Origin of the sequence: Burkholderia sp. ABCPW 111 (genome assembly GCF_000773065.1) — a bacterium.
In the GTDB taxonomy this organism is placed as follows: Bacteria; Pseudomonadota; Gammaproteobacteria; order Burkholderiales; family Burkholderiaceae; genus Burkholderia; species Burkholderia savannae.
The window spans coordinates 16,659-43,630 of the sequence record NZ_JPWT01000052.1; the positions used below are offsets into that span (position 1 = coordinate 16,659).

Here is a 26,972-nt window from a genome sequence, read left to right on the forward strand (position 1 = left end):
GAAATCGTTTTCGTCGTTTCCGGAATGGGCGCCGGCGAATCGATCCGCCATCCATGTGCAGCCGTTATCGATCCCGTTCGGCGCGATCGCCGAACCCGCGTCATTGATTTTTCCTTTTTTAAACGCTCGAATATTCTTATTTTTCAATTGCGAATGATGGATGCGGGCGCTCGCGCACGAATTTTCTAATTTCGACCGCGGTTGCATATTCCGACATTGCGCCAATGCTTTCGCGGCGCGCCGGGCGCTCGAACAGAGCGAACGCGACCGAGGCAATTTCGATCGGCATCGGCACATTAACGTCTGAGCGGAATCAAAATCTGTCCGCACTCCATCTGCAAATTCACGCCACATCATTTCTACGCGCGGATTTCCGACGCCAAATTAGAAAGACCTGTCTATTTGTAAACAAAATCGCAACGCGGTTAATGATCTGTAATATAAAAGATGGAAAGTAGAAAGACAGACATAGGAGGAGACAGGGCCCATTGATAAGCATACCGAAATACTTGGGCGTCAACCGTGTGAAATCCACGTTCCGAGGGCCGATCATGTTGACTCAGACTTCCAGCCTTTGCGCGCAAGCGCTACGCCAACCGTTCGACAGCACGCTGCCGCTTGCCGGAGTGACGCTGCCGATCCACTCTCCCGGCACGATGACCGGCGACGGGATCTCCGACATGGTCGGGACCTTCAATCGCTATGGTTTCGTGATCCTCGACTGCGAATCGTCGGAAAGGGACAATCTGCTCGCGCTCAAGCCACTGCTCGGCAACGCCGCGCCGCACAAGCGCGCGGACGGCGACGGCGTCGTGCCGATCAACGCGTTCAAACCGGTCGACGGCCATATCGACTCGTCGCACGAAGCGCATCTGCCGCATACCGACGGGGCATTTTCGGACGCGCCCGAGCGGATCATCACGCTGCAATGCGTGAGGCCGTCGCACCAGGGCGGCCTGTCGACGCTGTCGAGCGCGAAGGCCGCGTACCGTCACATCGTCGATCGCTACGGCGACGCCGCGCCGCTCGCCCGCGCCGACGCGCCGACGATCGAGCGCACGACGCAAAAGAGCACGGCGCCCGTGTTCAAGGCGGAGGACGACGGCTGGTCGATCAAGTTCAGGATGAACGACGGCGCGGCCACGGCGACGCCCGCGGCCGCCGCCGCCGACATGTACGACAGCCTCGCGCGCTTCCTGACCGATCCGGACAACGTGCTGCTGTTTCCGCTCGAGCCCGGGCAGATCCTGATCGGCGACAACACCGCGGTCACCCACGGAAGAACCGGCTATCCGCCCGATCAGCGGCGCAACATGCGGCGGCTGAATTTCGACGGTCACGGCGCGCTCGAGCGTCAGCTCGTGTTCGGCTTCGGCGACGATTGACCACCGACGCTCGCCCGCTTCGCGTTTCGAACGCTGCGCGCCGGCCGCCGAGAATGCATCATGCAACGGCCGGCGCGCGGCGTGCCGCATCGTCGGCACATGCCGCCGTCTCTTCGGGATCGTCCGAATGCAAAACGATTTTTCGCTGGTCGTCTTTCCGATCTTCGCGTGCTCGCTGATCGGCCTGCTGTGGGTCAGGCTCAAGCTTCCGATGAACGCGGCGTGCCTGAGCGCGCTCGTATCGAACATCGGCATTCCGTGCCTGCTGCTGTCGTCGCTCGACCGGCCGAACCTGACCGCGCGCGTGCTCGTCCACACGTTCGCGGCGGGCGCCGTCGCCCTCGTGTGCTTCGCGGCGCTCGGCGCGCTCTTCCTGCGCGTGCTGAGGCTGCCGATGCGGCAATACCTGCCGTCGCTGATGCTGCCCAACACGTCGAATCTCGGCCTGCCGGTCGCGCTCTTCGCCTTCGGCGAGCAAGGCCTGCTGTATGCGGTCGCGTTCTCCGCGCTCGTGCAGATCGGCCATTTCACGATCGGCGTCTGGTTGCTGTCCGGTCAGGCTTCGTGGAAATCGATCGCCGTCAGTCCGACGATCTGGGCAGTCGTCGCGGCGCTCTTCATGACGCTGAACGGCCTGCATCTGCCCGCGCCGCTCGCGGCGAGCGTGAAGCAGCTCGGCAACATGGCGCCGCCGCTGATGCTGCTGATGCTCGGCGCATCGCTCGCGAACATCCGGCTCGCGGGCCTGCGCCGCGTGGCGGTGCTCGCGGTCGTGCGGGTCGCGGGCGGGCTCGGCGTCGAGCTCGCGCTCGCGTTGCTGCTCGGGCTGCCGAGCGTCGCCGCGGGCGCATTCGTCGTTCATTGCACGATGCCCGTCGCGGTGCTGAGCCATCTGATCGCGCAGCAGTACGACGGCCCGACCGAGGACATCGCCGGCATGATCCTCGTGTCGACCGGGCTTGCGCTCGCCGGGCTGCCGCTGATGCTCGCTTCGACGAAGCTGGTCGTCGGTTAGGCGGCGTTCGTCGAGCGACGTTTGATTTGCCGCTTTCGGCCTGCCGCTTGCTCGCGGCATCCGTTCGCCGACGCCGCAAGCGAGCGCCGTCCGCCGGACGCCGACATGCAAGCGCGACGCCGGTTCCGCAGCGCGCGTCGGATGCGCCGCGCCGCAACCGCCATCGCGCGTCAACGGTGGAGCACGATCACGTCGGCGTCGTCCGCATGTTCGAGCAGCAGCCGGCGCACGCGCGCCTGCCAGAGCTCGCGGAACAACGCGACGTCCTCGGGCTGCGCCGTCATCGCGAGACAGCGCGGCAGCAGATTCGCGATTCGCGGATCGCCCGGCACGCGATCGAGCCGCGCCGACACGCCGACGCTCGCATTCGTATCGACGCGCGTCAAGCGAAGCTGCCCCGGCATCGGTTCGCCGAACGTCAACAGACGGCGGCGGTCGAACCGGCCGCCGATGCCCTTGAACCCGGTATCGAACGTCGCCCCCGTCAGCAGGCCGACGACGTTCGCCACCACGCCCGTCACGCCTTCCGTCGCCGAATCGCGCAACGCGACGCGAATCGCGCCGCGCTCGGCGGGCACGCCGCCGTAGAGCGCGCCGAGCGCCGCGCGCGTCATCAGGTACGCGGACGCGACGGTCGGACACGAATGCCCTGCCAGCTTCACGACGTCCGCGTAGCGGTACTCGATCGCGCCGCCGTCGTGCGCGGCACCGAGGAACGCGGCGAGCGGATCGCGCAACGCGATGCGCGGCGCGGCGTCGAAGAAATCGGGAAATCGGTCGGATGAATGCATGACGGTCTGGATCAGCTTATCGCTTGTTGCGGGCCGCTCGCCGGCTGTCGCGCGCGACGCGCCGAACGCGGTGCGTCGCAGCCGGCGAGCGGGGATGTCGCGACGGCCGGCGCACTGCCCGCGCGACCGCCGGCATAGGTCATTGAACGATGAAATCGATCACGATCGCGCCGGGCTCACGCTGCCGATACTCGATGCCGACCCGCTCGCCATAATGCTGCCGAATCTGTTCGAGGAGCGGGAGTGGATCGTGATCGTTGACGAAGCGCATGGTTTCGCCGGACTGAAGCGCGTCGATCGCGCCGAAGATCGCCGCATGGCGGAATCGCTTCGCGACGCCGCGCGCGTCGAACGGATAGATCGCGGTCGGGGAAAGATGGAGATGCGGCTGCGACATGATTGGAAGTCCTTATCGGATGACGCTCGGATGGAGAAAGCGGCGGCGCGCACGGTGCATTGCAAGACAACCGATGCGCGCCGCTCGACGGCGATGCGTTCGATTCGAATAGATGCATTGTGCGAGCAACTATTCTATGTGCGCGCCCCTGCGCGCACAACGGCGCTTCGATTCGAGCAAAACGTGTGAAGCCGGCCGGTTCGGCATCGCGTTACCGGCGAAACGCCGCGCCGCAGCGGCATGCGCGGCGATTACGCGGCACGGCCCCGCCGCCCGCGCGCCGCCTCGCCGCGCTCGAAAAGATTGATTTCGCTCAACGAATGGCGGGACCGGTGCCGCACAATGACCCGATAGTTGGCGCGCCCAATACTTTGATGGAGTCGACGATGGCCACCGATACCTCGAATCCCGCTCCGCTGTCGCTGCCTGGGCGCATTCTCGTCGCGATCGACGCGTCGAAGGCGTCGCAGCGCGCGGTCGACTACCTGAAGCGCGTGGTGCCCGCGGGCGCGGCCGTACGCTTCGTCAGCGTCGTGGACACGCCGCGCGCGTATACGCTGCCGCATACGTTCGCACCGTCCGAGTTTGCGGCGGCGCACACCGAGCTCGTCAACGATGCGTCGAACGTGCTCGGCGACGCGACGACCACATTCGGTCGCACCGACGTCGCGCTCGAAACCGCGATCGTCGACCTCGCGAAGAAAGGCGGCGACGTCGTCGACGCGCTGCTCGACGAAACACGCGACTGGAATGCCGATCTGCTCGTCGTCGGCTCGCATCAGTATCAGGGGTTGCTTCGTTGGGTAGACGGCAGCGTATCCGAGCCGCTGCTCGCGAGGACGGATTGCGCGATTCTTTTCGTGCCCTCCGGCGTCGAATCGGCCGTGCATGCGCCGAAGCGCATCATGTTCGCGACCGACGGCAGCCCGATCGCCGCGCACGCATTGCGCTACGGCGCGCAATTCGCGACGCCCGACACGCATCTGCGCGCGATCTACGTGATCGACCGCGCGGTGCGGCTCACCGATTTCGTGCCGATCCACGTGCTCGAGGACGCGTTCGTCGAGGAAAGCGAGAAGGCGCTGGCCGTCGCGCGCCAGTTGCTCGACGAAGCGCCGGGTCAGTCGAGCATCGCGGTCGTCAGCACCGACCGGACGAGCGACGACGTCGCGCACACGATCGTCCGCGAGGCCGACCGCTGGCCCGCCGATCTGCTCGTGATGGGCACGCACGGCAGGCGCGGCGTGTCGCGCTGGCTGCTCGGCAGCGTCGCGCTGCGCGTCGCGCGGCTCACGCAGATTCCACTGTTGCTCGTGCACGCGCCGGCTGCCTGAGGCGCGTCGACGGCCGGCTGCGCGCACCGGCTGCCGTGCGCTTTGCGGCCAGCGCGGGTCGGCGCGCCGCCGATTCCGGCGCGGCATGGCGAGCGGCGACACGCGCTTTCAATGCCGCTTTGATTGCGCTTTCGATGCCGCCTCCAGCGGCGTCGCGCTGCGGCACCCGGCTAGCGACAGGTGCAAGCGCCGATTGCCGCGAAGCGATTCGCTTCGTCAATGCGATCGCTTCGTGACGGCCGCGCCATCTTCGTGTCGCCCGCGTCCGCTCCGAAACGACAATACGACAATACGACAATACGACGCCCGTCGCCGCGCCGGCAATCAACGCGCCCCGTCGCCGCCCAGCGCGCATCCCCTTCCGGGCGCGGATACGACACGGCATTGAGCATCGACGAATCGGTCGCACAAAAAAAAGGCGGCCGAACGCCGCCCGCTCCTTTCGCTCAGTTTCCGGACGCCGCTACGCACGCGGCGGCGGCTTGTCCGCAGCGTCGCTCCTTTGCTCGAACTGCACGGCGAGGCCGCCGGGCCGCAGCTTGCTCACGGTAACCCAGAACGGGCTGCCGCCCGGCATCTCGGACATCGGCACGATCGGCACCTTGTAATAGCGATTCAGCATCATCAGGAACGCGAGCGCGTAGCCGCGCCGGCGCTCCGACGGCGCGATCTCGAGGCTGTGCACGTACAGCCGGTCGGTCAATTGCGAAAGGCCGTATATCGCTTCGCCGACGCGCGCGCCGTCCGCATTGCGGATGACGACCGCCCATTTCGCGTGCGTCGCGGCCTCGTTCTCCGCTTCGGCCGCTTTCGTCTCGATCTTGATCGGCGGCAGGCGCCGCAGCTTGCACCAGGCTCGAAAACTCCGCAGTAATCCCATCGACTTCGTGCCTTTCTATTGCGTTGCTCGCTCGGCCGAACCCGGCCGTCGCGGTGAGTGTTCGCGTCTTTCGGGAAACTGGCGAGAGACCGGATCAAGTACAGCTTCAAGCAGGCGCGGCAATTTTTGTATTTTTCGATCCGTGAAGGGTGCGATAAAAAGTGCCTGATTGGAAATCAGCAAAAGACGAGAGCAGCGTAGGATTATGCGCAACAGCCGTAGGAATTCCCCTACAGACGGAATGGATACGTTCGCGGATCGGGCGCGCAGCCCCGCCGGCCTTCGCCGAACGCCGATCGAACGGTTTGAACGTATGTCGATGCGAAGAGGAATCGCCGTGTCGAAGCCCGGCGCGCGATGTCGCGCGGCGCACCGGCCGCCGGCGTGCCGGAATCGATTCGAATCCGAACCCGCACGCGGCCTTGTCTCGCCCGGAGCGCCCGGAGCGCCCGGGTGCGTCGAGGAAGTCGGGGAATCAACGCCCGCCCGGGCGCGCTCGCTCAAGCGCGCCGCGAATCCCGCGCAGCAAGTCGATCGGCCGCGGCGGGCAGCCCGGAATCGTCAGGTCGACCGGCACGAGCTTCTCGACGGGCCCGCACACCGCGTAGCTGTCGGCGAACACGCCGCCCGTGCACGCGCAGTCGCCCGCCGCCACGACGAGCTTCGGCGCGGGCGTCGCCTCGTACGCGAGGCGCACCGCGTCGCGCATGTTGAGCGTGAGCGGCCCGGTGATCAGCAGCATGTCCGCATGCCGCGGGCTTGCGACGAACTTGATCCCCAACCCTTCGATGTTGTAGTACGGATTGCCGAGCGCGTGCAGTTCGAGCTCGCAGCCGTTGCACGAGCCGGCGTCGATCGCGCGGATGCTCAGCGCGCGCCCGAGGATGTCGAGAATCTCCTGCCGGATACGCCGCGCGTCCCGCTGCCACGCGTCCTCGCCCGCCGGCGCGGGCTCGTCCGGCCGGCCGGTGCGCGCGATCTGTTTGATGAGCTGCCACATTACAGGTCGTGCCCCGCGTAGTTCAGGTTGAACGACTTGTTGATCAACGGGAAGTCGGCAACGATGTTGCCGATGATCGCATGCTCGAGCGCGGGCCAGTTCTGCCACGACGGATCGTGGCAATGGCAACGCGCGACGGCGCCGCGCGCGTCGAGCACGAGCGCGACGAGCACCGGGCCGCGCCAGCCTTCTATCCAGCCGACGCCGCGCCGCGCATCGTGGGCGGCGCCTGCCGCCGCCTCCGCCCTTCCCGCCTCCGTCGCCTCCTCCGGGTTGCCCGGCGCGATCGCGGCGAGCTCGATCTCGGCCGCGATCGCGCCACCCGGCAGATCGTCGAGCAGCGCGCGAATCGCGCGCACCGATTCGTACGTCTCGGCAAAGCGCACGGCGACCCGCGCGGCGACGTCGCCGCGTGGGTCGCCGTGCGCTTCGACGGGCACCGCGTCGTACGGCGCGAGCCGATGGTCGACGCGCACGTCGCGCGCCTGCCCGCTCGCGCGCGCGGCCAATCCGCACACGCCGAAATGCGCGGCCGTCTGCGCGGCGAGCCGCCCGGTTCCCGCGAAACGGTCCTGCAAGCCGGACTGGTCGTCATAGATCGTCTGCATCGCACGCACCTCGGCCTCGATCCGGTCGCATTGCGCGACGATCGCCGCCGCGTCGTCCGCCGAGACGTCGCGCCCGACGCCGCCCGGCACGACGCGATCCATCAGATGGCGATGCCCGAAGATCCGGTCGTTCAGGCGCAGCCAGTCCTCCTTGAGCCACGAGAATTGCGCGAGGCCGACCGCGAAACCCGCGTCGTTGCCGAGCGCGCCGAGGTCGCCGAGATGATTGGCGACGCGCTCGCGCTCGAGCAGCAGCCCGCGCAGCCGCAGCGCGCGGGCCGGCACGCGAACCGTCAGCGCCTGCTCGAGCGCCATGCAGTACGCCCATGTGAACGCGACCGTCGAATCGCCTGCGATGCGCGCGGCGAGCCGGCTGCCCTCGAACGCGCCCGCGCGCTCGAGGAGCCGCTCGACGCCGCGATGCGCGTAGCCGAGCCGTTCCTCGAGCCGCAGTATCTTCTCGCCGACGACCGAGAAGCGGAAATGCCCCGGCTCGATCACGCCCGCATGAATCGGCCCGACCGCGATCTCGTGCACGCCGTCGCCCGCGACCGGCACGAACGGATAGTCGGCCGTCGCGATCTCGAAGCGTTCGCGGCCCGTCACGCGCTTGCGCAGCGGATGGTAGCCGCGCGGCCATGCGCCGTGAGCGAGCCACGGCCGCACGTCGGTCGCGCCGCGCGCGCGCAGGCCGACGAGGTCGCGGACCGCGCGCTGCATCCGCGTCGCGCCGGCGAAGATCGTCGACAGGTCCGGGTAGTCGCCCATGTCGTCTATGTCGCCCATGTCGCTTCCATCGCCCGTCCCGCCGGCTTCGTCCGCCTTGCCGGCATTGCCCGCTTGGACCGATTCGACCGCTTCGTTCGGTTCATTCTCTTCATTCGCCGCCGGCTCGACCGGCAGCCGCAGCCACAACAGGCCGTCGTCGAGCTCGTACGCGGCGCACACCTCGAAGCGCCCGGCGGCGGGCTCGCCGCCCCAAAGCGCGACGAGCCGCCCGCCGGCCTCGCGGATCGTCTCGGCGGCGCGCGTCCACGCGTCGGCGTCGACCGACGCGAACGCCACGTGCGGCAGCCCCATCTCGCTCGCGAGGCGCGTCCGGCTGGGGAGTTGCAAGGATTCGATCCGCATCGCCTACCCCGCGATCATCGCCGCCGCCTGTCGATACCAGGTCGCGAGATACGGCGGCACGTAGAGCCCGAGCATCAAGCCGAGGCCGAGATGAACGAACACCGGCAGCAGCGCCGGCGGATGCTCGAGCGTCGCGACGCTCGATTCGCCGAACACCATCCGCTGCACGCGCATGAAGATCGCGGCGAACGCCGCCGCGAGCGCGACGAGCAGGAACGGCGCGCTCCACGGCAGCTTCGCGATCGCCGTCGTCAGGATCAGGAATTCGCTCGCGAACACGCCGAAAGGCGGCATCCCGAGAATCGCGAGCGCGCCGAGCATCAGCCCCCAGCCGACCGTCGGACTGACCTGCAGGAGCCCGCGGATGCCGTCGATCGACTGCGTGCGCGCCTTCTGCGCCGCGTGGCCGACCGCGAAGAAGATCGCCGATTTGACGAGCGAATGCACCGTCATGTGCAGCAGCCCCGCGAACGTCGCGACCGGGCCGCCGAGGCCGAACGCGAAGGTCATGAGCCCCATGTGTTCGATCGACGAATACGAGAACAGCCGCTTCACGTCCCTTTGCCGGAACAGCGAGAACGATGCGACGAGCGCCGACGCGAGCCCGAAGCCGACGAGCAGGCGCCCCGGCAGGCCGTTGCCGAGCGCGCCGTCGGCGAGCACCTTGCAGCGCAGCACCGCGTACAGCGCGACGTTCAGCAGCAGCCCGGACAGCACCGCCGAAATCGGCGTCGGGCCTTCGGCGTGCGCGTCGGGCAGCCAGCTGTGCATCGGCACGAGCCCGACCTTGGTTCCGTAGCCGACGAGCAGGAACACGAACGCGATCGACACGATCGTCGGATCGAGCTGCGTCTTGACCGCGTTCAGGCTCGTCCACAGCAGCGCGTCGCCGCCGGCGAGCTGCCGGCCCGCCGCGAGATACAGCAGGATCGTGCCGAACAGCGCCTGCGCGATGCCCACGCCGCACAGGATGAAGTACTTCCACGCGGCCTCGAGGCTCGCCGCACTGCGGTAGACGCTCACGAGCAGCACCGTCGCGAGCGTCGCCGCCTCCATCGCGACCCACAGCACGCCGACGTTGTTCGTGAGCAGCGCGAGCAGCATCGCGAAAATGAACAGCTGGTACATGCAGTGATAGAGCCGCATCCGGGCGTCGCTCATCTTGCCGCGGTCCTGCTCGACGCGCATGTACGGATTCGAGAACAGCGACGTCGTCCAGCCGACGAACGCCGTCAGCGCGACGAGGAACACGTTGAACGGATCGACGAAGAAGAGTTCGCCCACCGCGTACATCGGCCCGTGCGCGACCGTGCGCGCGGCGAGCAAGAGCGTCGCCGCGCACGTGAGGAAACTGAAGCCGACGTTCAGCGCGCGCGCGACGTGCTGCCTGCGCACGAGCGCGAGGCATCCGCCCGCGACGAGCGGAATGCCGAGCGACGCGAGCAGCGCGAAGACGTCATTCATCTTTCAGTTTCTCGAGATGGTGGATGTCGAGGCTGTCGAACTGCTCGCGGATCTGGAACATGAACACGCCGAGGATCAGTATCCCGACGAGCACGTCGAGCCCGATCCCGAGCTCGACGATCATCGGCATTCCGTTGGTCGCCGCCGCGGCCGCGAAAAACAGGCCGTTTTCCATCGACAGGAAGCCGATCACCTGCGGAATCGCCTTCGCGCGCGTGATCATCATCATGAACGACAGCAGCACGCACGCGAGCGCGATGCCGAGCGTGCCGCGCGCGGCCGATTCGGCGAGCCGGCTGATCGGCGCCGCGACGTTGAACGCGACGATCACGAGCGCGATGCCGGCGACGAGCGTCGCCGGGATGTTGAGAAGCGGCTCGACGTCGGCCTTCACGTCGAGCCGCTGCACGAGCCGGTACAGAATCCACGGAATCAGCCCGACCTTCAGCAGCAGCGTGAGCGCGGCGGACACGTACAGGTGCGTGTCCGCCGTCACGAAGCCGAGGATCAGGTTCGCCGACACGAGCGCGACGCCTTGCAGCGTATACAGATGGATCAGCGACAAGATCCTCCGCTGGCTCAGCATCGCGAACGACAAGAGCAGCAGGATCGCCGCGAGGAAATTGATGAGCTGCGTCGCGTAGCCGTGCATCTACGCCCCCAGCAGAAAATGGACGAGCATGCCGATCACCGCGAGCAGGAACGCGGTCGCGAGAAATTCGGGCACGCGAAAGAGGCGCATTTTCGCGTTCGTCGTCTCGACCACCGCGAGGGCCGCGCCGCCGACGAGCAGCTTCACGAAGAGCGCCGGCAGCGCGAGCAGGAGCGCGAGCGGACTGCCCGCCTCGGCGATCCCCCACGGCATGAACAGCGCGAGGCCGATGCACGAATACGCGAAGAGCTTCAGGCTCGCCGCCCATTCCATCAGCGCCAGATGGCGGCCCGAATATTCGAGAATCAGCGCCTCGTGGATCATCGTCAGCTCGAGGTGCGTGGCCGGGTTGTCGACGGGCAGCCGCGCGTTCTCCGCGAGCGACACGAGCGTGAACGCGATTCCCGCGAACGCGAGGCTCGGATAGATCACGAGCTCGCGGTGGCCGAGCGCGGCGACGATGCTCGTCAAGAGCGTCGACTGCGTGATCAGCGACGCCGAGAACAGCACCATCAAGAGCGCCGGTTCCGCGAGGAAGCCGATCAGCATCTCGCGGCGCGCGCCGAGCGTGCCGAACGCGGTGCCGATATCCATCGCCGCGAGCGACAGCGCGACGCGCGCGAGCGCGAACAGGCCGACGAGCGCGATCGCATCGGCCGCGGGCGAGAGCGGCAGCTCGGTCGACAGCGTCGGCACGATCGCGCACGCGAGCGTCATCGCCGCCCAGACGACGTAAGGCGCGCCGCGAAACAGCGCACTCGCGTGCCGCGCGACGACGGATTCCTTGTTGAACAGCTTGTGCAGCATCCGGTACGGCTGCCAGATGCTCGGCGCGCGGCGGTTCTGCAGCCACGCGCGGCACTGGTCGACCCAGCCCGTCAGCAGCGGCGCGGCCGCGAGCGCGACGAGAATCTCGAGCGTCTGCGACAGGATGCCGGAGGCGGTCACCATCGTCTCACCACCGTCAGAAGCACGATCAGCACGACGAAGCTGTACGTCAGGTAGATCGCGATGCGGCCCGTCTGCAGCAATCCGGCGAGCGCCGCGACGCGATTCACGAGCGCCGCGACCGGCTCGTAGAGCAGATGCCATGTGCGATCCGCGACGCTCATCCGGTATTCCGGCCGCGAATCGAACGGCGAAGGCAGCCGCCGCTCGATCCGGAAGAACGGCGTGAAAATCTCGCGGATCGGCTGGCCGAAGCCTTCGGCCGTGTCCTGCATCCGCGCGGTCACGAACGGATGGCCGCACGACCACGGCGCCGCGCGCCTGAGCCGCCCGTGATAGAAGCGCCGCACGAGCAGCCACGCGAGCGCGCAGCACGCGAGAAAGAACAGCATGAAGAGCGCCGGCATGTAGCTCGCGCGCGCGGCCGACACGGGCGCGAACAGCAGCCAGCCGTGGTTCGTGCCGCCGATGCCCGCGCCGATCAGCGAGCGCGTCACCGCGTCGAGCACCTTCACGTACTGGACGGGCGCGAGGCCGAGCAGCACGCTCGCCGCCGCGAACCAGCAGAACGCGACGCGCTCCCACGGGCTCGCGTCGCGCGCGCGCTCGAGCTTCGGCTCGCGCGGCTGGCCGAGGAACACGATGCCGAAAAACTTGACCATCGCATAGCCGGCAAGCGCGGCCGTCAGCGCAACGAGCGCCGCGACGAGCGGCACCGTCATCCCGAGCACCGAATCGGGCAGGCCCGGCGTGAAGAGGAAGCTCTGCACCAGCAGCCACTCCGACACGAAGCCGCTCGACGGCGGCAGCCCGGCGCTCGCGGCGACGGCAACGAGCATCGCCCACGCGGTCCACGGCATGAAGCGGATCAGCCCGCCGAGCCGCCCGAGATTGCGCTCGCCCGTCGCGTGCAGCACGGCGCCCGTGCCGAGGAAGAGCAGGCTCTTGAAGCACGCGTGCGCGACGATCTGATACAGCAGCGCCGTCAGCGACAGCGCGGCGAGCGCGGGCAGACGGTAGCCGAGAAACAGGATCGTGAGGCCGAGGCTCACGCACATCAGCCCGATGTTGTCGATCGACGAATACGCGAGCAGCCGCTTCATGTCGGTCTGGATCGTGCTGAACACGACGCCGAGCAGCGCGCCGAACAGGCCGAGCGCGAGCGTCAGCACGCCCCACCACGCGGCCTGCACATGCAGCAGATCGAGCACCGTGCGCAGGATTCCGTACAGGCCGACCTTCAGCACGAAGCCGCTCAGGAGCGCGGACACGGGCGACGGCGCCGCCGGATGCGCGTCCGGCAGCCAGACGTGCAGCGGAAAGACGCCCGCCTTCGCGCCGAAGCCGGCAAGCGCGAGCAAGAACGCGGCCGACGCGGCGAGCCCGTCGAGATGCTGGACGCGCATGTTCGCGAACGTGTAGTCGCCCGTGCCCGCCTGCAGCAGGCCGAAGCACGAGAGCAGCGCGAGCGCGCCGACGTGCGAGATCAGAAAGTACAGGAACGCCGCGCGGCGGATCTCGGCGATCCGGTGATTCGTCATCACGAGGAAGGCCGCCGACAGCGTCAGCGTCTCCCACGCGACCATGAAGCAGTACGCGTCGTCCGCGACGAGGAGGAGCGCCATGCTTGCCGCGCACGCGTGGTATTCGAAGCAGATGAGCCCGGGCGCCGTGCCCTCGCCCTTGCGAAAGTAGCCGGACGAGAACGCGCCGACGCCCGCCGTCACCATGCCGAGCACGAACAGAAAGTAGGAAGACAGCGCGTCGATGCGCAGATGGAACGGCAGATCGGGCAGGCCGAGCGGCAGCACGACCGTCGACGGCTCGGCGAACACGCCGGCGAATCCGATGCCCGCGAGCGCGAGCCCGGCCAGCGCGCCGAGCGGAAAGAGACCGTGAGCGACCGCACCGGTGCGACGCATGTTCGCGAGTCCGGCGCAGCCGAGCGCGAGCCACGCGAGCGCGACGAGCAGCACGCATCGGAGAAGCAGGCCCTGTTCCATGTTGTTTGACTCGCGGATCGCCTAGCGTCGCGCCAACGGACGTGCCAACGGACGTGCCAACGAGTATGGCGAAGCGGCGCGCGCCGCGCAAGCGGCTAAAGGCCGCGCGAATGCGGCGCCGCAGCGCGCGCGGCGCGTGCCCGCGCCGCCTGTCTCCTGATCGGTTCCGGACGCCGGGCGGGATGTCATCGCAGGACCACGCAGGACCATATCGTTACAAGAGTATGATAATGTCGTTATCATCCTAGCACCATTGTCGATCTGTCACCACACGCGTCGATCCGCATTGCCTCGCGCCCCGTCGCGCCCCGCTTCGCTTCGCGCCTGTTCGGCGCTCGAACGCGAAGGTTGCCGGGCACGCGGGCGCAATGCGCAGGTTCGCCCGCCGCCACGTCACGCCATGCCAGTCGCCTACTTTCGCAGCCTCGCCGGGAAGGATCGCAATCTCGACGCCAACCGGCACCTCGGCTTTTCCCTCGCGTTCGTCGCGGGCGCCGCGAATGCCGGCGGCTTTCTCGCCGTCAAGCAGTACACGTCGCACATGAGCGGGATCGTGTCGGCGATCGCCGATCAGGCGGCGCTCGGCAACGTCGTGCTCGTGTTCGCGGGCGTTGCGTCGCTTGCGTCGTTCCTGCTCGGCGCGGCGGCGTCGGCCGTGCTCGTCAACTGGGGCCGGCGCAAGCGGCTGCACAGCCGCTATGCGTTTCCGCTGCTGCTCGAGGCGTTCCTGCTGCTGTGCTTCGGCCTTCTCGGCAGCCATCTGGCGCTCTGGCGGACGTTCTTCGTGCCTGTCACAGTCGTTCTGCTGTGCTTCATCATGGGCCTGCAGAACGCAATCATCACGAAGCTCTCGAACGCCGAGATCCGCACGACGCACATGACGGGCATCGTCACCGATCTCGGCATCGAGCTCGGCAAGCTGTTCTACTGGAATTCGACGCAGGCCGAGCCCGGCGAGCCGGACGTGTACGCGAACCGGCTGAAGCTGCGCGTGCTCGGCACGATGCTCGCGATGTTCTTCTCGGGCGGCCTCGCGGGCGCGCTCGGTTTCAAGCACGTCGGCTACTCGGTGACGATCCCGCTCGCGGGTCTGCTCGTCGTGCTGGCCGGCGTCCCGATGCTCGATGACCTGCGCGAATGGGCGAGCCGGCCGGGCGGCGGCAGGCGGGCGGGCTGACGGCGCATCGACGGGGTGGAGCGCGGCCCCGTGCCGGTCGGCGCGTCGGCGCGAGGCGATCGCCATTGGCGCGGCTTCGGGCGCAGCCCGTCGCAGTAGAGCGATTTCGCTTCGCGCCCCTAAACCGCCAGCGCCACCGTCCGAGCGCCGGCCATGCGGCGCGTTCGAGCCGCTCGACGAGAACCCCGGGGCGCGAAAGTGCGGTCGAGCGCCGAATTCCAGCGGGTTCAGCCAATCGGTCCAATCCAAGCCGAAGCCGAAGCCGAAGCCGAAGCCGGCAGCATTGTTGCGCGGGTTGCGCCCGCAATTCGTCCCGCCGAAAGCCGTCCGTCAGGCGCCAGCGCCCGCTTCGATCCCCTTGCCGCGCATCGGCTCCCGTCGCCCGGCGCACCTGCCCACTTTCCGAGCACGCACATACCATGTTAATGTTATGTGCATATACACTCCCGCGCACGAAAATGATCGATCACGCGCCGGCCCGTTCCGGCGATTGGCTCAACCGCACGCGCCCCCCGATGCGCGGCCCGACCCGGACGCACGCATGTTCGACATGCATATAGCGCTCCTAGCGCACGACTACGCGCGCCGCGTGCCGCGGGACGTAATGGGCGCGCAGGGCCTCGTGATCGTCGGCGTCGGCAGGAGCGGCGAGCGCGGCTTTCAGATGCTCTACCGCTTCTCGGCCGCGTGCGAGCGCCTCGAGGCGCTCGGCACGAACGTCATCTTCGTCTACCCGAAGGAATCGGCGCGCCACGTGCTGGACCCGATCTCGGTGTCGAGCGCGCAGATCCGGCAGCGCCCCTGCCTCTTCCTCGACGACGACGGGCGCTTCTTCCGGCGGCCGTGCCCGCCCCGCTCGCTGGCGCTCGTGCATCTGAACCGCGACATGAAGCCGCTCGACACGGCGAAAATCGTCCTGCAGGATGGCGCATGGGACGGCGAGCTGCTCGCGTTCCTCGCCCGCGCGCAGGCGCGCGCGATGCACTGAGACTGAGCGCGCAGGCGCGCGAGCCGGCCGCGACGGCCCGCGTGCAACGAATCACTTGAAGGATTCCCGGTGGCACAAGCATTGATCGAGATCGGCCTGAAATGGGGGCGCTACGACGCCGCGTTCGCGGGCCAGGCGCTCGCCGGCGCGGCGGGCCGCTTCCAGAGCGACATCGTCGTCGTCGCGAACGGCCGCCGCGCGAACGCGAAGGACGTGATGTCCGTCGTCGCGCTGCGCGCGAAGCGCGGCACGCAGATGCAGATTCTGTCGAGCGGCCCGGACGAGGACGACGCGCTTCATTCGCTCGCGTCGCTCTTGAGCGCGAACTGACGCGCGGGAGAACCGGCCGATGCAACCACGCTTTCCCGGCATGCCCGCGAACTCGTCCGGGCCGCTGTCCGCGCCGCACCGCTGCGCGCACGCGAACTCGCCCGTCGTGATCGAGACGCCGCACCTCGTGTCGCTCTGCTTCGACGATCGCGGGATGCAAAGCTGCATGTATGTCGACGGCCCGGATCTGCTCGCGCTCGGCTACACGCGCACGATGATGGGCTTTCTGTTGCTGCACTCCGAGCCGCGCCGGATCGCGATGATCGGCTTGGGCGGCGGCTCGCTCGCGAAATATCTGTACCGGCACCTGCCCGACGCGCGCATCACGTCGATCGAGATCAATCCGGACGTGATCGCGCTGCGCGACCGGTTCCGAATTCCGCCCGACGACGCGCGCTTCTCGGTGCTGTGCGCGGACGGCGCCCAATACGTCGCGTCCGCGGGCGACGCGTGCGCGGACGTGCTGATCGTCGACGGCTTCGACGCCGGCGGGCTGCCGCTCGAGCTCGGCAGCCGGCCGTTCTACGCGGACTGCCGCCGCCATCTGGCGGCGGGCGGCGTGCTGGTCGTCAATCTGCTGACCGACGATCCGCGCGTGGCCGATTGCCTCGCCGCACTGCGCGACGTGTTCGGCACCTCGGCCGCGCTCGCGCCCGCCGAGGACAGCGCGTCGAACCTGATCGTCTTCGCGTGGAAAAGCGATGCGCCGCTGCCGTCGCTCGAGACGATGATCGAGCGGGCGAACGCGCTGGCCCGCGGGCACAGCATCGATCTCGTCGAGGCGGCCGTGCGCATCGAACTGGGCGTGAGCTACGACTGGCGCCGGTTCGGCGAACCGGTCGACGCATGATGCGGGCGTGCCCGGCTGCGCCGGAAATGAGGGAACGGACAAAAAATCGTCCGGGAGTCGGCGTGTATTATAATTTGATTAACATACATGCCACTGTGTCCCGCCATGGAAACGAAAAGCGCCCGTCTGACCGTCCTGATCGACCCCTTCAAGAAGAAGGCGTTCGAGCAGTTGTGCGCCGCGCAGGATCTGACGCCGTCGCAGGTCGTGCGTCAGATGATTCGGGATTATCTCGAGCAGCACGGCGTGAGCTACAAGACGCGCAGCCCGGTCGCCCCGCGCGGCGCCGCGAAGCCGCAGCCGCGCCGCAAGAACGCCGCCTGATTCGTGGGCGCGTGTGCGCCCGTGTCGCACCTTGTCGTGCCGTGCCGTAGAAAGCAGCAATGATACCTTGTGATGTCTGTCAGCCGCTCCTCGCCGAGCGGCATCCGGAGTCGGGCGATGTTCCGCTCGATGCGCTCGGCAAGCCGACCAAGCTGCGGCCGCTGTTTCGCAAGCCGCTCATGATCGGCAAGTTCCGCTGCCGCGCCTGCGGCGCGAACTGGATCCGCGAATCGGACGCGTCCGCGCCCGGCCAGGTTCACTGGCTCTTCCTCGGCGACGCGACGAGCATCCTCGAACCGTCCGCGCGCAAGCGCCCGCCGTCGAGCGCCGAACGCAGCGCCGCGGCCGAGCCGCACGCGCCGCCTGCCGGCGCCGAGCAGGCCGCGTGATCGTTCAGCGCGCGGCGGCGCCCGCGATCGGCACGCGCCGGATCTCCGCCAGATAGAGGATGATCAGCGACACCCAGACGATCCCGTACAGGAACATGAAGCACGTCGAGCGCACGCGAAGCAAGTCGACGAGCGCGCCGAAGATGATCGGCAGCAGGAAGCCGCCGAGCCCACCCGCGAGCCCGACGATGCCGGTGACGACGCCCATGTTGTCCGGAAAATCGTCGGCGACGTACTTGAACGTCGACGCCATCCCGAACGCGAACACGGCGCCCAACACGAACGTCAGCACGACGAACGCGGCGAGCGGAATATGGAGACGCAGCGTCGCGGTGCCGTCGACCGTGTGGATCACGAGGTCGGTCGGCGGATAGGACAGCAGGAACAGGCAAATCCACGCGACCCACAACCCCCACCATGTGACCGCGTGCGCGCCGTAGCGGTCGGCGAGCGCGCCGCCGAGCGCGCGCAGCACCGAGCCCGGCAGCGAGAAGCCCGCCGCGAACGCGGACGCGGCGACGAGCGACATTCCATAGCCGTTCTTCAGGTACTGCGGCATCCACAGCGACAGCGCGGTAAAGCCGCCGAACGTGATCGAGTAGTACTGGCAGAGCTTCCACACGCGCCGATCGCGCAGCACCCCGAACGATTCGAGCCACGAGCCCTTTTGCGCGCCCGCGCCGGGATCGGGCGCCGACGCGAACCAGAAGATCGCCGCGGTGACGAGAAGCGCGACCGCGTACACGCGCGGCACGACGCGCCAGCCGTACGCGGCGAGCAGCAGCGGCGTGACGAACAGATTGACCGCCGCGCCGGCCGTACCCGCGCCGAACACGCCCATCGCAAGCCCGCGCCGCTGTGGCGGGAAGAAGCGCGCGACGTATGGCGTGCCGACCGCGAACGACGCGCCGACGCAGCCGAGAAAGAGCCCGATCAGCAGGAACTGCCAAAGCGCGGTCGCGTAGCTGACCGCATAGACGGGCACCGCGCAGACGACGAGCAGCACCGTCATCACGATGCGCCCGCCGAAGCGGTCGGTCCATGCGCCGAGCGGCAGCCGCATCAATGCGCCCGTCAGCACGGGCGTCGACGTGAGCATCCCGAACTCGGTCGCGTTCAGATGCAAGTCTTCGCGCAGCTGGATGCCGAGCACGCCGAACATCATCCAGACGACGAAGCAGACGAGGAACGCGAACGTGCTCGCGAAAAGCACCGACCACGCGCGCGCGGGAATCGCCGGCGCATGGTCGAGCGCGCCGGAATCGTGCTGTGAGACCATGTCCGCCCTCCTTTCCCGATCAGTTCATTGAACCAGCGGGCCGTTCGCGTCGCCGAACGCGACGCCCTCGACGCGCGCGCCGCTCGCGAGAATCGTCACGTATTGCTGGATCGCCTTGTGCCGCACGCGCTCGGCGAGGAACGCGGCGATGTCGGCGGCGACCGCGTCGAACGGCACCGGATCGCCCGGCACGCGGCGCTCGATCCGCACGATGTGAAAGCCGAAGCGCGTGTTCACGAGGCGCGGCAGCACGCCGAGGTCGGGCGCATCGAACACGGCCGCCTCGAACTCCGGCGCCGAATCGCCGCGCAGCAGCTGCCCGAGGCTGCCGCCCACGCTCGCCGACGGGCAGTTCGAGAGCTCGCGCGCGAGCGCCTCGAACGTTTGCGGATCGGCGAGCACGCGCGCGAGCGTCGCTTCGGCCTCGCGGCGCAGCGGCGCGAGCGGCGTCGCGTCCGTCACCGCGAACAGGATGTGGCTCGCGTAGGCGATGTCGCGCCGGCGAAAGCGCGCCGCGTGGTTCCGGTAGTAGCGCTCGCAGTCCTCGCGCGCCGGCTGCGGCAAGTGCGTGAGCTCGCGCTCGAGCAACGCGTCGAGCGCGTCGTCGTCGAGCGGCGCGCCTTCGGCGCAGAGGCCGAGCGCGATCGCACGCTGCCGCAGCAGTTCGCGCACCACGAGCGCGCGCCGCGCCGCGTCGAGCGGATCGCCGGCGTCGGCATGGTGCGCGCGCTCGTCGGCGATCTCGGCCGCGCCGATCTCGACGCCGTTGACGCTCACGCGCGCATGCGCCCCCGCGTCGAGGGTTTCGTCGATCGTATTCATCAGCTGCTCGTCAACGCTTGCGCACGAGCTGGTACGGCCGGATCAGGTACGCGAGCGACGCGAACCCGCTCCAGATGTGCACCATCCGCGTGAACGGCGACACGAGGAAGATCGTGAAGCCGAGCAGGATGTGCGCGCGATACGTCCACGGCACGCCGGCGAGCAGATCCGCGACGCCCGGCCGGAACGTGACGACGCCCTTCACGTAGTCGGTCAGCACCTCGAACATCGCGCCGTCCATGTGCCGCGCGGACAGCACGACCGTGCCGAGCCCGAGCGCGAGCTGCGCCCAGAGCATCAACACGATCAGGATGTCGGACTTGCGGCTGTTGCGGCGAATGCGCGCGTCGCCGAGCCGCCGCGCGATCAGGATCGTGAGCCCGACGATCGCGACCGCGCCCGCCGCGCCGCCGCCCACCATCGCGACGAGCTGATGCGCGGACGCCGACAGGAACGGCGACACGAGCCAGTGCGGCGCGAGAAAGCCGGCGAAGTGGCCGATCACGACGACGAGCACGCCCCAGTGGAACAGGTTGCTGCCGAGCCGCAGCGCGCCGTGCCGCAGCAACTGCGACGAATCGCTCTTCCACGTGTACTGCTCTCGATCGAAGCGGATCAGGCTGCCGATCAGCAGCACCGCGAGACAGAGGTACGGATAGAGGCCGAACAGAAACGTATTCAAGTAATCGCTCATGGGCTTCTCCTGATCCTTCGCCGGGTACTTTCGCCGGGTACTTCGTTGATCCTGCGCCAGGGCCTTGCGCCGCCCGCCCGCGCCGCCGGCCTTCGCATCGTCGCGCCGTCGGCCAGACGGCCGCGCGCGGCCCGTTGCGCGACCTGGGGAAACACTGATTCAATCGCTCGCAGCGCCGCAAACCCTTGTCGGGCCATGCTCAGTAGCGCGAATCCGGCCTTTGATCAGCGTTTCCCTAGCGGCCCGGCCGCTTGTCGTAAAACCGCACGGGCTCCGCCGCGCCCGGCGTCTCCGCGCCGACGAAGCGAACCGGTTCGTCCGCGTAGTCGGCGTCGAGCGCGCGGTGATCGACTGCCGTGTGCGCATCGTCGTCCGGCGACTCGGGCACGTCCGCCCGCCCCTTGCCCGCGAGCGACAACAGCGCGCCGATCGCGAAGCCGTAATGGCTGCCGCGCTTCGCGAGCGCCGTTGCCAGCGCCTGCAGAATCTCGGCCGTCTCCTCGAGCAGATTGCGCGCGTCGCGCTCCGGCAGCCGCGACAGATATTCGAGGAACACCGGCAGATAATCGGGCAACTCGTGCGCGCTCAGATAGAGCCCGTGCCGCTCGTACATCTGCAGCAGATCGACCATCGCCTGGCCCCGGTCGCGCGATTCGCCGTGCACGTGCTCGAACAGATGCAGCGACGTCGCGCGGCCGCGATCGAAGAGCGCGACGTAGTTCTCCTGCAGCGTCAGCAAGTCGCGCTCGCCGAGATACGCGACAAGGCGCGCGAGCCCCGCGCGCGCGCCGTTCGTCAATCCCTTCGCGTCGCGCAGGCACGCGTCGATCGAAGGCAGCGCGTCGACAAGCGCGTCGCCCGGATAATCGAGCAGCGCCGACAGCGCCGCGTATACCGCGCCGCGCGGCTCGAGCGGTGCGTCGCTCATCGCTCCACCTCCTTGATCGGAATCGTCCGCTGGCCTTTCTTCATGCCGAACAGGCTCGCCTCCGACGTGCCGCCCGAGCAGCCGTTGCCGAACGAGAAGCCGCACGACGCGCGCAGATCGAACGCGTCCTCCGCGTATTCGCGATGGGTCGTCGGGATCACGAAGCGATCCTCGTAGTTCGCGATCGCGAGATAGCGATACATCTCGTCGACCTGCGCGATCGACAGGCTCGCCTGCTTCAGCACGCCCGGCGCGTCGACGCGATCGACATGCCGCGCGCGCATGAACGCGCGCATCGCGAGCAGCCGCTCGAGCGCGAGCTTCACCGGCGCTTCGTCGCCCGCCGTCAACAGGTTCGCGAGATAGCGCAGCGGAATGCGCAGCGATTCGACGTCGGGCAAATAGCCGTTCATCCCGAGCGTGCCGCTGTTCGCGGCCGCGTTGATCGGCGACAGCGGCGGCACGTACCAGACCATCGGCAGCGTCCGGTACTCCGGATGCAGCGGGAACGCGATCTTCCAGTCGATCGCCATCTTGTAGACGGGCGAGCGCCTCGCCGCGTCGAGCCACGCGGCCGGCACGCCGTCGCGCTCCGCCTGAGCGGCGATCGCCGGATCGTTCGGATCGAGAAAGAGCGACAGTTGCGCACCGTACAGATCCGTTTCCCGCTCGACGCTCGCCGCGTCGCCGATGCGATCCGCGTCGTACAGCAGCACGCCGAGATAGCGAATGCGGCCGACGCAGGTCTCCGAGCACACGGTGGGCTGCCCCGCCTCGATGCGCGGATAGCAGAAGATGCATTTCTCCGCCTTGCCGCTTTGCCAGTTGTAGTAGATCTTCTTGTACGGACAGCCGGACACGCACATTCGCCAGCCGCGGCACTTGTCCTGATCGATCAGCACGATGCCGTCTTCCTCGCGCTTGTAGATCGAGCCCGACGGGCACGCGGCGACGCACGCCGGATTCAGGCAGTGCTCGCACAGCCGCGGCAAGTACATCATGAACGTGTTCTCGAACTGTCCGTAGATGTCCTTCTGAACGTGATCGAAGTTGTAGTCCTTCGAGCGCTTTTCGAATTCGCCGCCGAGAATCTCCTCCCAGTTCGGCCCCCACTCGATCTTCTCGAGCCGCTCGCCGCTCACGAGCGAGCGCGGCCGCGCGACAGGCATCGCGCGCGCGTCGCCCGCTTCCTGCAGATGCGCGTAGTCGAACGTGAACGGCTCGTAGTAATCGTCGATCTCCGGCAGATGCGGATTCGCGAAGATCTGCGCGAGCAGCCGCCACTTGCCGCCGAGGCGCGGCTCGATCCTGCCGTCCGCGCGCCGCTTCCAGCCGCCGCGCCAACGCTCCTGGTTTTCCCAGTCCTTCGGATAGCCGATGCCCGGCTTCGTCTCGACGTTGTTGAACCACGCGTACTCCATCCCTTCGCGGCTCGTCCACACGTTCTTGCACGTGACCGAGCACGTGTGGCAGCCGATGCACTTGTCGAGATTGAGCACCATTGCGATCTGCGCGCGAATCTTCATCGCGTTTCTCCTGCGTCGGCATTGCGTGCGGCCGGTGCGGCCGATGCGCCGGCAGCAGTCGCGCCGCCTTCGCGCTCATCTTCGCCGTCGAGCCAGTCGATCCGTTTCATCTTGCGCACGATCAGGAACTCGTCGCGATTCGAGCCGACGGTGCCGTAATAATTGAAGCCGTACGACAGCTGCGCGTAGCCGCCGATCATGTGCGTCGGCTTCAGCGACACGCGCGTGACCGAGTTGTGGATGCCGCCGCGCGTGCCGGTGATCTCCGAGCCCGGCGTGTTCACGATCTTCTCCTGCGCGTGATACATCATCACCATCCCGCGCGGCACGCGCTGGCTCACGACGGCGCGCGCGCACAGCGCGCCGTTCGCGTTGTAGCACTCGATCCAGTCGTTGTCGGCGACGCCGATCGTCTGCGCGTCGCGCTCCGACATCCAGACGATCGGCCCGCCGCGCGAGAGCGTCAGCATCAGCAGGTTGTCCGTGTACGTGCTGTGGATGCCCCACTTCTGATGCGGCGTGATGAAGTTCAGCACGATCTCGGGATTGCCGTTCGAGCGCTGGCCGACCATGTGCGCGTAGCTGCCGGTATCGACGGGCGGCTTGTATGCGCAGAGCGACTCGCCGAACGCGCGCATCCACGGATGATCCTGATAGAGCTGCTGCCGCCCGCTCAGCGTGCGCCACGGCACGAGCTCGTGCACGTTCACGTAGCCCGCGTTGTACGACACGTGCTCGGATTCGATTCCGCTCCACGTCGGCGACGAGATGATCTTGCGCGGCTGCGCCTGGATGTCGCGAAAGCGGACTTTCTCGTCCTCGCGCGCATGCGCGAGATGCGCGTGCTCGATGCCGGTGACGCGCGAGAGCGCCTGCCACGCCCTCACCGCGACCGCGCCGTTCGTCTCCGGCGCGAGCGCGAGGATCACCTCGGCCGCGTCGAGCGCGCTGTCGATCCGCGGGCGGCCTTGCGCGCAGCCGTCCTCGGTCACACGATAGTTGAGCGCGCCGAGCAGCGCGACCTCGTCCTTCGTGTCCCAGCCGATGCCCTTGCCGCCGTTGCCGAGCCGGTCCATCAGCGGCCCGAGCGACGTGAACTTGCGGTACGTGCTCGGATAGTCGCGATCGACGACGGTCACGGCCGGCATCGTCCTGCCGGGAACCGCGTCGCATTCGCCGCGCTTCCAGTCGCGCACGTCGAACGGCTGCGCGAGCTCCGCCGGGCTGTCGTGCGCGATCGGCGAAAGCACGATGTCGCGCTCGACCCCGAGGTGGCCGTCGGCCAGTTCCGAGAAGCGCTTCGCGATGCCCTTGAAGATCTCCCAGTCGCTCTTCGACTGCCACGCCGGATCGACCGCGGCCGACAGCGGATGGATGAACGGATGCATGTCCGACGTGTTCATGTCGTCCTTCTCGTACCACGTGGCGGTCGGCAGCACGACGTCGGAGTACATGCAGGTCGTCGACATCCGGAAGTCGAGCGTGACGAGCAGATCGAGCTTGCCGCGCGGCGCCTGCGCGCGCCACGTCACTTCCTCGGGGCGCGCGCCTTCGCCTTCGCGGATCTCGTCGCCCTGCACGCCGTGCGTCGTGCCGAGCAGGTGCTTCAGGAAATATTCGTGGCCCTTGCCCGACGAGCCGAGCAGGTTCGAGCGCCACACGAACAGGTTGCGCGGGAAGTTCTCGGGCGCGTCGGGGTCCTCGCACGCCATCCTCAGCTCGCCCGACGCGAGCCGCCGCGCGATCTCCGCGCCCGCGTGCGCGGGATCGGCGATGTCCGCGCCGACGCGCAGCGGATTCGCGGCGAGCTGCGGCGCGGACGGCAGCCAGCCCATCCGCTCGGCGCGCACGTTGTAGTCGATCGGCGCGCCGTGGAAGCGGCTCTTGTCGGCGAGCGGCGACAAGAGCGCGGCCGGGTCCATCGGGTCGTAGCGCCACTGGTCGGTGTGCGCGTAGAAGAACGATGTCGAATTCATCTGCCTGGGCGGCCGGTGCCAGTCGAGCGCGAACGCGAGCGCGGTCCAGCCGGTCTGCGGCCGCAGCTTTTCCTGGCCGACGTAGTGCGACCAGCCGCCGCCCGATTTGCCGATGCAGCCGCACATGATCAGCATGTTGATGATCGCGCGGTACGTCATGTCCATGTGGAACCAGTGGTTGATCCCCGCGCCGACGATCACCATCGATTTGCCCTGCGTCTTGTGCGCGTTTTCCGCGAACTGCCGCGCGACGGCGATCGCGTCGCCGCGCTTCACGCCGGTGATCGCCTCCTGCCACGCGGGCGTGTACGGCACGTCGTCGTCATAGGTCTTCGCGACGTCGCGGCCGCCCAGGCCCTGATCGATTCCGTAGTTCGCGACGAACAGGTCATAGACGGTCGCGACGAGCATCTCGCCGTTTGGCGTCGCGACGCGCCGCGCGCCGATCTTGCGCGACAGCTCGGACGGATGCGCGGTGTGATCGAAATGCGCGTGCGGCTGGTTGCCGAAGTACGGAAACAGCACGTCGACGACTTCGTCATGCGCTTTCGCGAGCGACAGCCGCGGCGCGAGCGCGTCGCCCGCCGACGTCTCGGCCTTCAGGTTCCACTTGCCGCGATCGCCGCCGTCCTGCTGCGCCCAGCGAAAGCCGATCGAGCCGACCGGCACGACGAACTCGCCCGTCGCGTCGTCGATCATCACGGTCTTCCATTCCGGGCGCCCGGTTTCGCCGAGCGCGCCGTCGAAGTCGGACGCGCGCACGAGCCGCTCGGGCACGTAGCCCGCGCCATGCGGCACGAGCCGCACGACGCACGGCATATCCGTGTAGCGGCGGCAATAATCGGAGAAATAGTCGCTCGCCCCGTCGACGTGGAATTCCTTCAGGATCACGTGCCCCATCGCGAGCGCGAGCGCCGCGTCGGTGCCCTGCTTCGGATGCAGCCACAGGTCGCCGAACTTCGCGCCTTCGGCGTAATCGGGGAACACCGACACGATCTTCGTGCCCCGGTAACGCGCCTCGACGAGGAAGTGCGCGTCGGGCGTGCGCGTCTGCGGGACATTGGAGCCCCACATCATGATGAAGGTCGAGTTGTACCAGTCGGCGGACTCGGGCACGTCGGTCTGCTCGCCCCACGTCTGCGGCGACGCGGGCGGCAGATCGCAATACCAGTCGTAGAAGCTCAGGCACACGCCGCCCACCAGCGACAGATAGCGCGAGCCCGCCGCGTACGACACCATCGACATCGCCGGGATCGGCGAGAAGCCGACGACGCGGTCCGGCCCGTGGCGGGCTATCGTATGAACATTCGCCGCCGCGACGATCTCGTTGACTTCGTCCCACGTCGCGCGCACGAAGCCGCCGAGGCCGCGGCGGCTCTGATAGGCGCGCCGCGCGTCTTCGTCGTCGACGATCGAGCGCCACGCGTCGACGGGCGCCATCGTGCGGCGCCGCGCGCGCCACAGCTTGACGAGCGCGCTGCGCACGAGCGGGTACTTGAGCCGGTTCGCGCTGTACAGGTACCACGAGTACGACGCGCCGCGCGAGCAGCCGCGCGGCTCGTGGTTCGGCATGTCCGCTCGCGTGCGCGGATAGTCGGTCTGCTGCGTCTCCCACGTGACGATGCCGCCCTTCACGTAGACCTTCCACGAGCACGAGCCGGTGCAGTTCACGCCGTGCGTCGAGCGGACGATCTTGTCGTGCTGCCAGCGCTGCCGGTAGCCCTCTTCCCACTTCCGGTCCTCGTCGGTGACCGCGCCGTGCCCGTCGGAAAACTGCGGGCGGGCCGTCGTGAAAAAGCGCAGCCTGTCCAGGAAATGGCTCATGGCGATCCTTGTGGGGGAGTGAGGCGCACGGTTTTGAATCTAGCAACGGCCTTCCGCAAAGTAAAGGTAACGTAACCAATCGCGGCCGCCGTCGCGCCCGCGCGGAGCGCGCGCCGCCGCCGGCCGGGGCGGCGCGCCGCGGCGCCGGCCGGGCATTTGCGCCGATCGGGCCGGCGCCGGCATCCGATGCAAAATCGGCCGGGCGCCGCCATTGCGCGGCCGAATCCGCCGACGCGGCAGCGAAATAATCGGTAACG

General features: G+C 68.0%; 25 protein-coding genes. 9 read left to right on the forward strand and 16 right to left on the reverse strand.

Annotation, left to right across the window (positions count from 1 at the left end):
• Positions 1–136: 136 nt before the first annotated feature.
• The gene (locus X946_RS35010) at positions 137–289 is read right to left on the reverse strand and encodes a hypothetical protein (RefSeq protein WP_161788644.1); all 153 of its coding nucleotides are present in this window, start codon (positions 287–289) and stop codon (positions 137–139) included.
• Between the two features lie 262 nt (positions 290–551).
• Here X946_RS35010 and X946_RS07355 point away from each other — a divergent pair, with 262 nt between their 5' ends.
• Together X946_RS07355 and X946_RS07360 are read left to right on the forward strand one after the other, a co-directional pair.
• Positions 552–1,385 (forward strand): TauD/TfdA family dioxygenase, encoded by an 834-nt coding sequence (locus X946_RS07355; RefSeq protein ID WP_038745350.1) that lies wholly within the window; start codon positions 552–554, stop codon positions 1,383–1,385.
• Positions 1,386–1,512: 127 nt separating this feature from the next.
• Positions 1,513–2,400 (forward strand): AEC family transporter, encoded by an 888-nt coding sequence (locus X946_RS07360; RefSeq protein WP_038745351.1) that lies wholly within the window; start codon positions 1,513–1,515, stop codon positions 2,398–2,400.
• A gap of 170 nt (positions 2,401–2,570) precedes the next feature.
• Here X946_RS07360 and X946_RS07365 read toward each other — a convergent pair whose 3' ends face one another.
• A complete protein-coding gene (locus X946_RS07365) occupies positions 2,571–3,191 on the reverse strand; it encodes a hypothetical protein (RefSeq protein WP_038745353.1) in 621 nt (206 codons plus the stop codon).
• Positions 3,192–3,330: 139 nt separating this feature from the next.
• Positions 3,331–3,588, reverse strand: coding sequence for a DUF2249 domain-containing protein (locus X946_RS07370; protein ID WP_038745355.1), 258 nt, complete (start codon positions 3,586–3,588; stop codon positions 3,331–3,333).
• A 374-nt stretch (positions 3,589–3,962) separates the two neighbouring features.
• On the opposite strand from X946_RS07370, the gene X946_RS07375 reads away from it, so the two are divergent.
• Positions 3,963–4,922: a universal stress protein gene (locus X946_RS07375; protein ID WP_038745357.1), complete on the forward strand. Its 960-nt coding sequence runs from the start codon at positions 3,963–3,965 to the stop codon at positions 4,920–4,922.
• A gap of 463 nt (positions 4,923–5,385) precedes the next feature.
• On the opposite strand, the gene X946_RS07380 is transcribed toward X946_RS07375, so the two are convergent.
• The 7 genes from X946_RS07380 to hyfB all read right to left on the reverse strand — a co-directional run bounded on the left by X946_RS07380 (position 5,386) and on the right by hyfB (position 13,608).
• Positions 5,386–5,802 (reverse strand): hypothetical protein, encoded by a 417-nt coding sequence (locus tag X946_RS07380; protein WP_038745359.1) that lies wholly within the window; start codon positions 5,800–5,802, stop codon positions 5,386–5,388.
• 475 nt (positions 5,803–6,277) lie between these two features.
• Positions 6,278–6,802 carry an NADH-quinone oxidoreductase subunit B family protein gene (locus X946_RS07385; RefSeq protein ID WP_038745362.1) on the reverse strand — a complete coding sequence of 175 codons (525 nt, stop codon included), beginning with the start codon at positions 6,800–6,802 and terminating at the stop codon, positions 6,278–6,280.
• Positions 6,802–8,541, reverse strand: a complete 1,740-nt coding sequence (locus X946_RS07390) for an NADH-quinone oxidoreductase subunit C (RefSeq protein WP_038745365.1) — start codon at positions 8,539–8,541, stop codon at positions 6,802–6,804. The genes X946_RS07385 and X946_RS07390 overlap by 1 nt, the downstream gene beginning before the upstream one ends.
• A 3-nt stretch (positions 8,542–8,544) precedes the next feature.
• On the reverse strand, positions 8,545–10,005 hold the full coding sequence (locus X946_RS07395; protein ID WP_038745369.1) for a hydrogenase 4 subunit F: 1,461 nt from the start codon (positions 10,003–10,005) through the stop codon (positions 8,545–8,547).
• Complete coding sequence (locus X946_RS07400; RefSeq protein ID WP_038745372.1) at positions 9,998–10,657, reverse strand: formate hydrogenlyase; 660 nt, start codon at positions 10,655–10,657, stop codon at positions 9,998–10,000. The genes X946_RS07395 and X946_RS07400 overlap by 8 nt, the downstream gene beginning before the upstream one ends.
• Positions 10,658–11,608 carry a respiratory chain complex I subunit 1 family protein gene (locus X946_RS07405; protein WP_038745375.1) on the reverse strand — a complete coding sequence of 317 codons (951 nt, stop codon included), beginning with the start codon at positions 11,606–11,608 and terminating at the stop codon, positions 10,658–10,660.
• Positions 11,602–13,608, reverse strand: coding sequence for a hydrogenase 4 subunit B (hyfB, locus tag X946_RS07410; protein ID WP_038745377.1), 2,007 nt, complete (start codon positions 13,606–13,608; stop codon positions 11,602–11,604). The genes X946_RS07405 and hyfB overlap by 7 nt, the downstream gene beginning before the upstream one ends.
• Positions 13,609–14,008: 400 nt before the next feature.
• Here hyfB and X946_RS07415 point away from each other — a divergent pair, with 400 nt between their 5' ends.
• From X946_RS07415 to X946_RS07440, 6 genes are all read left to right on the forward strand, one after another.
• Entirely contained in the window at positions 14,009–14,785 is a 777-nt protein-coding gene (locus X946_RS07415; protein ID WP_038745380.1) for a YoaK family protein, read from the forward strand.
• Positions 14,786–15,326: 541 nt separating this feature from the next.
• Entirely contained in the window at positions 15,327–15,773 is a 447-nt protein-coding gene (locus X946_RS07420) for a hypothetical protein (RefSeq protein WP_038745383.1), read from the forward strand.
• 69 nt (positions 15,774–15,842) lie between these two features.
• Positions 15,843–16,103, forward strand: coding sequence for an HPr family phosphocarrier protein (locus tag X946_RS07425; protein ID WP_038745386.1), 261 nt, complete (start codon positions 15,843–15,845; stop codon positions 16,101–16,103).
• Between the two features lie 40 nt (positions 16,104–16,143).
• Positions 16,144–16,953 carry a spermidine synthase gene (locus X946_RS07430; protein ID WP_052145027.1) on the forward strand — a complete coding sequence of 270 codons (810 nt, stop codon included), beginning with the start codon at positions 16,144–16,146 and terminating at the stop codon, positions 16,951–16,953.
• Between the two features lie 105 nt (positions 16,954–17,058).
• Positions 17,059–17,277 (forward strand): ribbon-helix-helix protein, CopG family, encoded by a 219-nt coding sequence (locus X946_RS07435; RefSeq protein WP_038745391.1) that lies wholly within the window; start codon positions 17,059–17,061, stop codon positions 17,275–17,277.
• A gap of 59 nt (positions 17,278–17,336) precedes the next feature.
• A complete protein-coding gene (locus tag X946_RS07440) occupies positions 17,337–17,666 on the forward strand; it encodes a hypothetical protein (protein ID WP_038745394.1) in 330 nt (109 codons plus the stop codon).
• A 4-nt stretch (positions 17,667–17,670) separates the two neighbouring features.
• On the opposite strand, the gene X946_RS07445 is transcribed toward X946_RS07440, so the two are convergent.
• From X946_RS07445 to X946_RS07470, 6 genes are all read right to left on the reverse strand, one after another.
• Positions 17,671–18,945 carry an MFS transporter gene (locus X946_RS07445; protein WP_038745396.1) on the reverse strand — a complete coding sequence of 425 codons (1,275 nt, stop codon included), beginning with the start codon at positions 18,943–18,945 and terminating at the stop codon, positions 17,671–17,673.
• A gap of 24 nt (positions 18,946–18,969) precedes the next feature.
• Positions 18,970–19,767, reverse strand: a complete 798-nt coding sequence (locus X946_RS07450; protein ID WP_038745399.1) for a peptidylprolyl isomerase — start codon at positions 19,765–19,767, stop codon at positions 18,970–18,972.
• Between the two features lie 10 nt (positions 19,768–19,777).
• The gene (narI, locus tag X946_RS07455; protein ID WP_038745402.1) at positions 19,778–20,461 is read right to left on the reverse strand and encodes a respiratory nitrate reductase subunit gamma; all 684 of its coding nucleotides are present in this window, start codon (positions 20,459–20,461) and stop codon (positions 19,778–19,780) included.
• 235 nt (positions 20,462–20,696) lie between these two features.
• Positions 20,697–21,389 carry a nitrate reductase molybdenum cofactor assembly chaperone gene (gene narJ / locus X946_RS07460; protein WP_038745404.1) on the reverse strand — a complete coding sequence of 231 codons (693 nt, stop codon included), beginning with the start codon at positions 21,387–21,389 and terminating at the stop codon, positions 20,697–20,699.
• Entirely contained in the window at positions 21,386–22,915 is a 1,530-nt protein-coding gene (gene narH, locus X946_RS07465) for a nitrate reductase subunit beta (RefSeq protein WP_038745407.1), read from the reverse strand. Before narH ends, narJ begins: the two co-directional genes overlap by 4 nt.
• Complete coding sequence (locus X946_RS07470; protein WP_038745410.1) at positions 22,912–26,715, reverse strand: nitrate reductase subunit alpha; 3,804 nt, start codon at positions 26,713–26,715, stop codon at positions 22,912–22,914. The genes narH and X946_RS07470 overlap by 4 nt, the downstream gene beginning before the upstream one ends.
• Positions 26,716–26,972 lie beyond the last annotated feature (257 nt).

Coding starts and splice junctions, on each gene's coding strand:
- X946_RS07400 (WP_038745372.1), bottom strand. CDS start 10,657: ATGCACGGCTACGCGACGCAGCTCATCAATTTCCTCGCGGCGATCCTG.
- X946_RS07450 (WP_038745399.1), bottom strand. CDS start 19,767: ATGAATACGATCGACGAAACCCTCGACGCGGGGGCGCATGCGCGCGTG.
- X946_RS07370 (WP_038745355.1), bottom strand. CDS start 3,588: ATGTCGCAGCCGCATCTCCATCTTTCCCCGACCGCGATCTATCCGTTC.
- X946_RS07440 (WP_038745394.1), top strand. CDS start 17,337: ATGATACCTTGTGATGTCTGTCAGCCGCTCCTCGCCGAGCGGCATCCG.
- narH (WP_038745407.1), bottom strand. CDS start 22,915: ATGAAGATTCGCGCGCAGATCGCAATGGTGCTCAATCTCGACAAGTGC.
- X946_RS07365 (WP_038745353.1), bottom strand. CDS start 3,191: ATGCATTCATCCGACCGATTTCCCGATTTCTTCGACGCCGCGCCGCGC.
- narI (WP_038745402.1), bottom strand. CDS start 20,461: ATGAGCGATTACTTGAATACGTTTCTGTTCGGCCTCTATCCGTACCTC.
- X946_RS07360 (WP_038745351.1), top strand. CDS start 1,513: ATGCAAAACGATTTTTCGCTGGTCGTCTTTCCGATCTTCGCGTGCTCG.
- X946_RS07435 (WP_038745391.1), top strand. CDS start 17,059: ATGGAAACGAAAAGCGCCCGTCTGACCGTCCTGATCGACCCCTTCAAG.
- X946_RS07405 (WP_038745375.1), bottom strand. CDS start 11,608: ATGGTGACCGCCTCCGGCATCCTGTCGCAGACGCTCGAGATTCTCGTC.
- X946_RS07430 (WP_052145027.1), top strand. CDS start 16,144: ATGCCCGCGAACTCGTCCGGGCCGCTGTCCGCGCCGCACCGCTGCGCG.
- X946_RS07470 (WP_038745410.1), bottom strand. CDS start 26,715: ATGAGCCATTTCCTGGACAGGCTGCGCTTTTTCACGACGGCCCGCCCG.
- X946_RS35010 (WP_161788644.1), bottom strand. CDS start 289: ATGCCGATCGAAATTGCCTCGGTCGCGTTCGCTCTGTTCGAGCGCCCG.
- X946_RS07375 (WP_038745357.1), top strand. CDS start 3,963: ATGGAGTCGACGATGGCCACCGATACCTCGAATCCCGCTCCGCTGTCG.
- X946_RS07380 (WP_038745359.1), bottom strand. CDS start 5,802: ATGGGATTACTGCGGAGTTTTCGAGCCTGGTGCAAGCTGCGGCGCCTG.
- X946_RS07420 (WP_038745383.1), top strand. CDS start 15,327: ATGTTCGACATGCATATAGCGCTCCTAGCGCACGACTACGCGCGCCGC.
- hyfB (WP_038745377.1), bottom strand. CDS start 13,608: ATGGAACAGGGCCTGCTTCTCCGATGCGTGCTGCTCGTCGCGCTCGCG.
- X946_RS07390 (WP_038745365.1), bottom strand. CDS start 8,541: ATGCGGATCGAATCCTTGCAACTCCCCAGCCGGACGCGCCTCGCGAGC.
- X946_RS07385 (WP_038745362.1), bottom strand. CDS start 6,802: ATGTGGCAGCTCATCAAACAGATCGCGCGCACCGGCCGGCCGGACGAG.
- narJ (WP_038745404.1), bottom strand. CDS start 21,389: ATGAGCGACGCACCGCTCGAGCCGCGCGGCGCGGTATACGCGGCGCTG.
- X946_RS07415 (WP_038745380.1), top strand. CDS start 14,009: ATGCCAGTCGCCTACTTTCGCAGCCTCGCCGGGAAGGATCGCAATCTC.
- X946_RS07355 (WP_038745350.1), top strand. CDS start 552: ATGTTGACTCAGACTTCCAGCCTTTGCGCGCAAGCGCTACGCCAACCG.
- X946_RS07395 (WP_038745369.1), bottom strand. CDS start 10,005: ATGAATGACGTCTTCGCGCTGCTCGCGTCGCTCGGCATTCCGCTCGTC.
- X946_RS07445 (WP_038745396.1), bottom strand. CDS start 18,945: ATGGTCTCACAGCACGATTCCGGCGCGCTCGACCATGCGCCGGCGATT.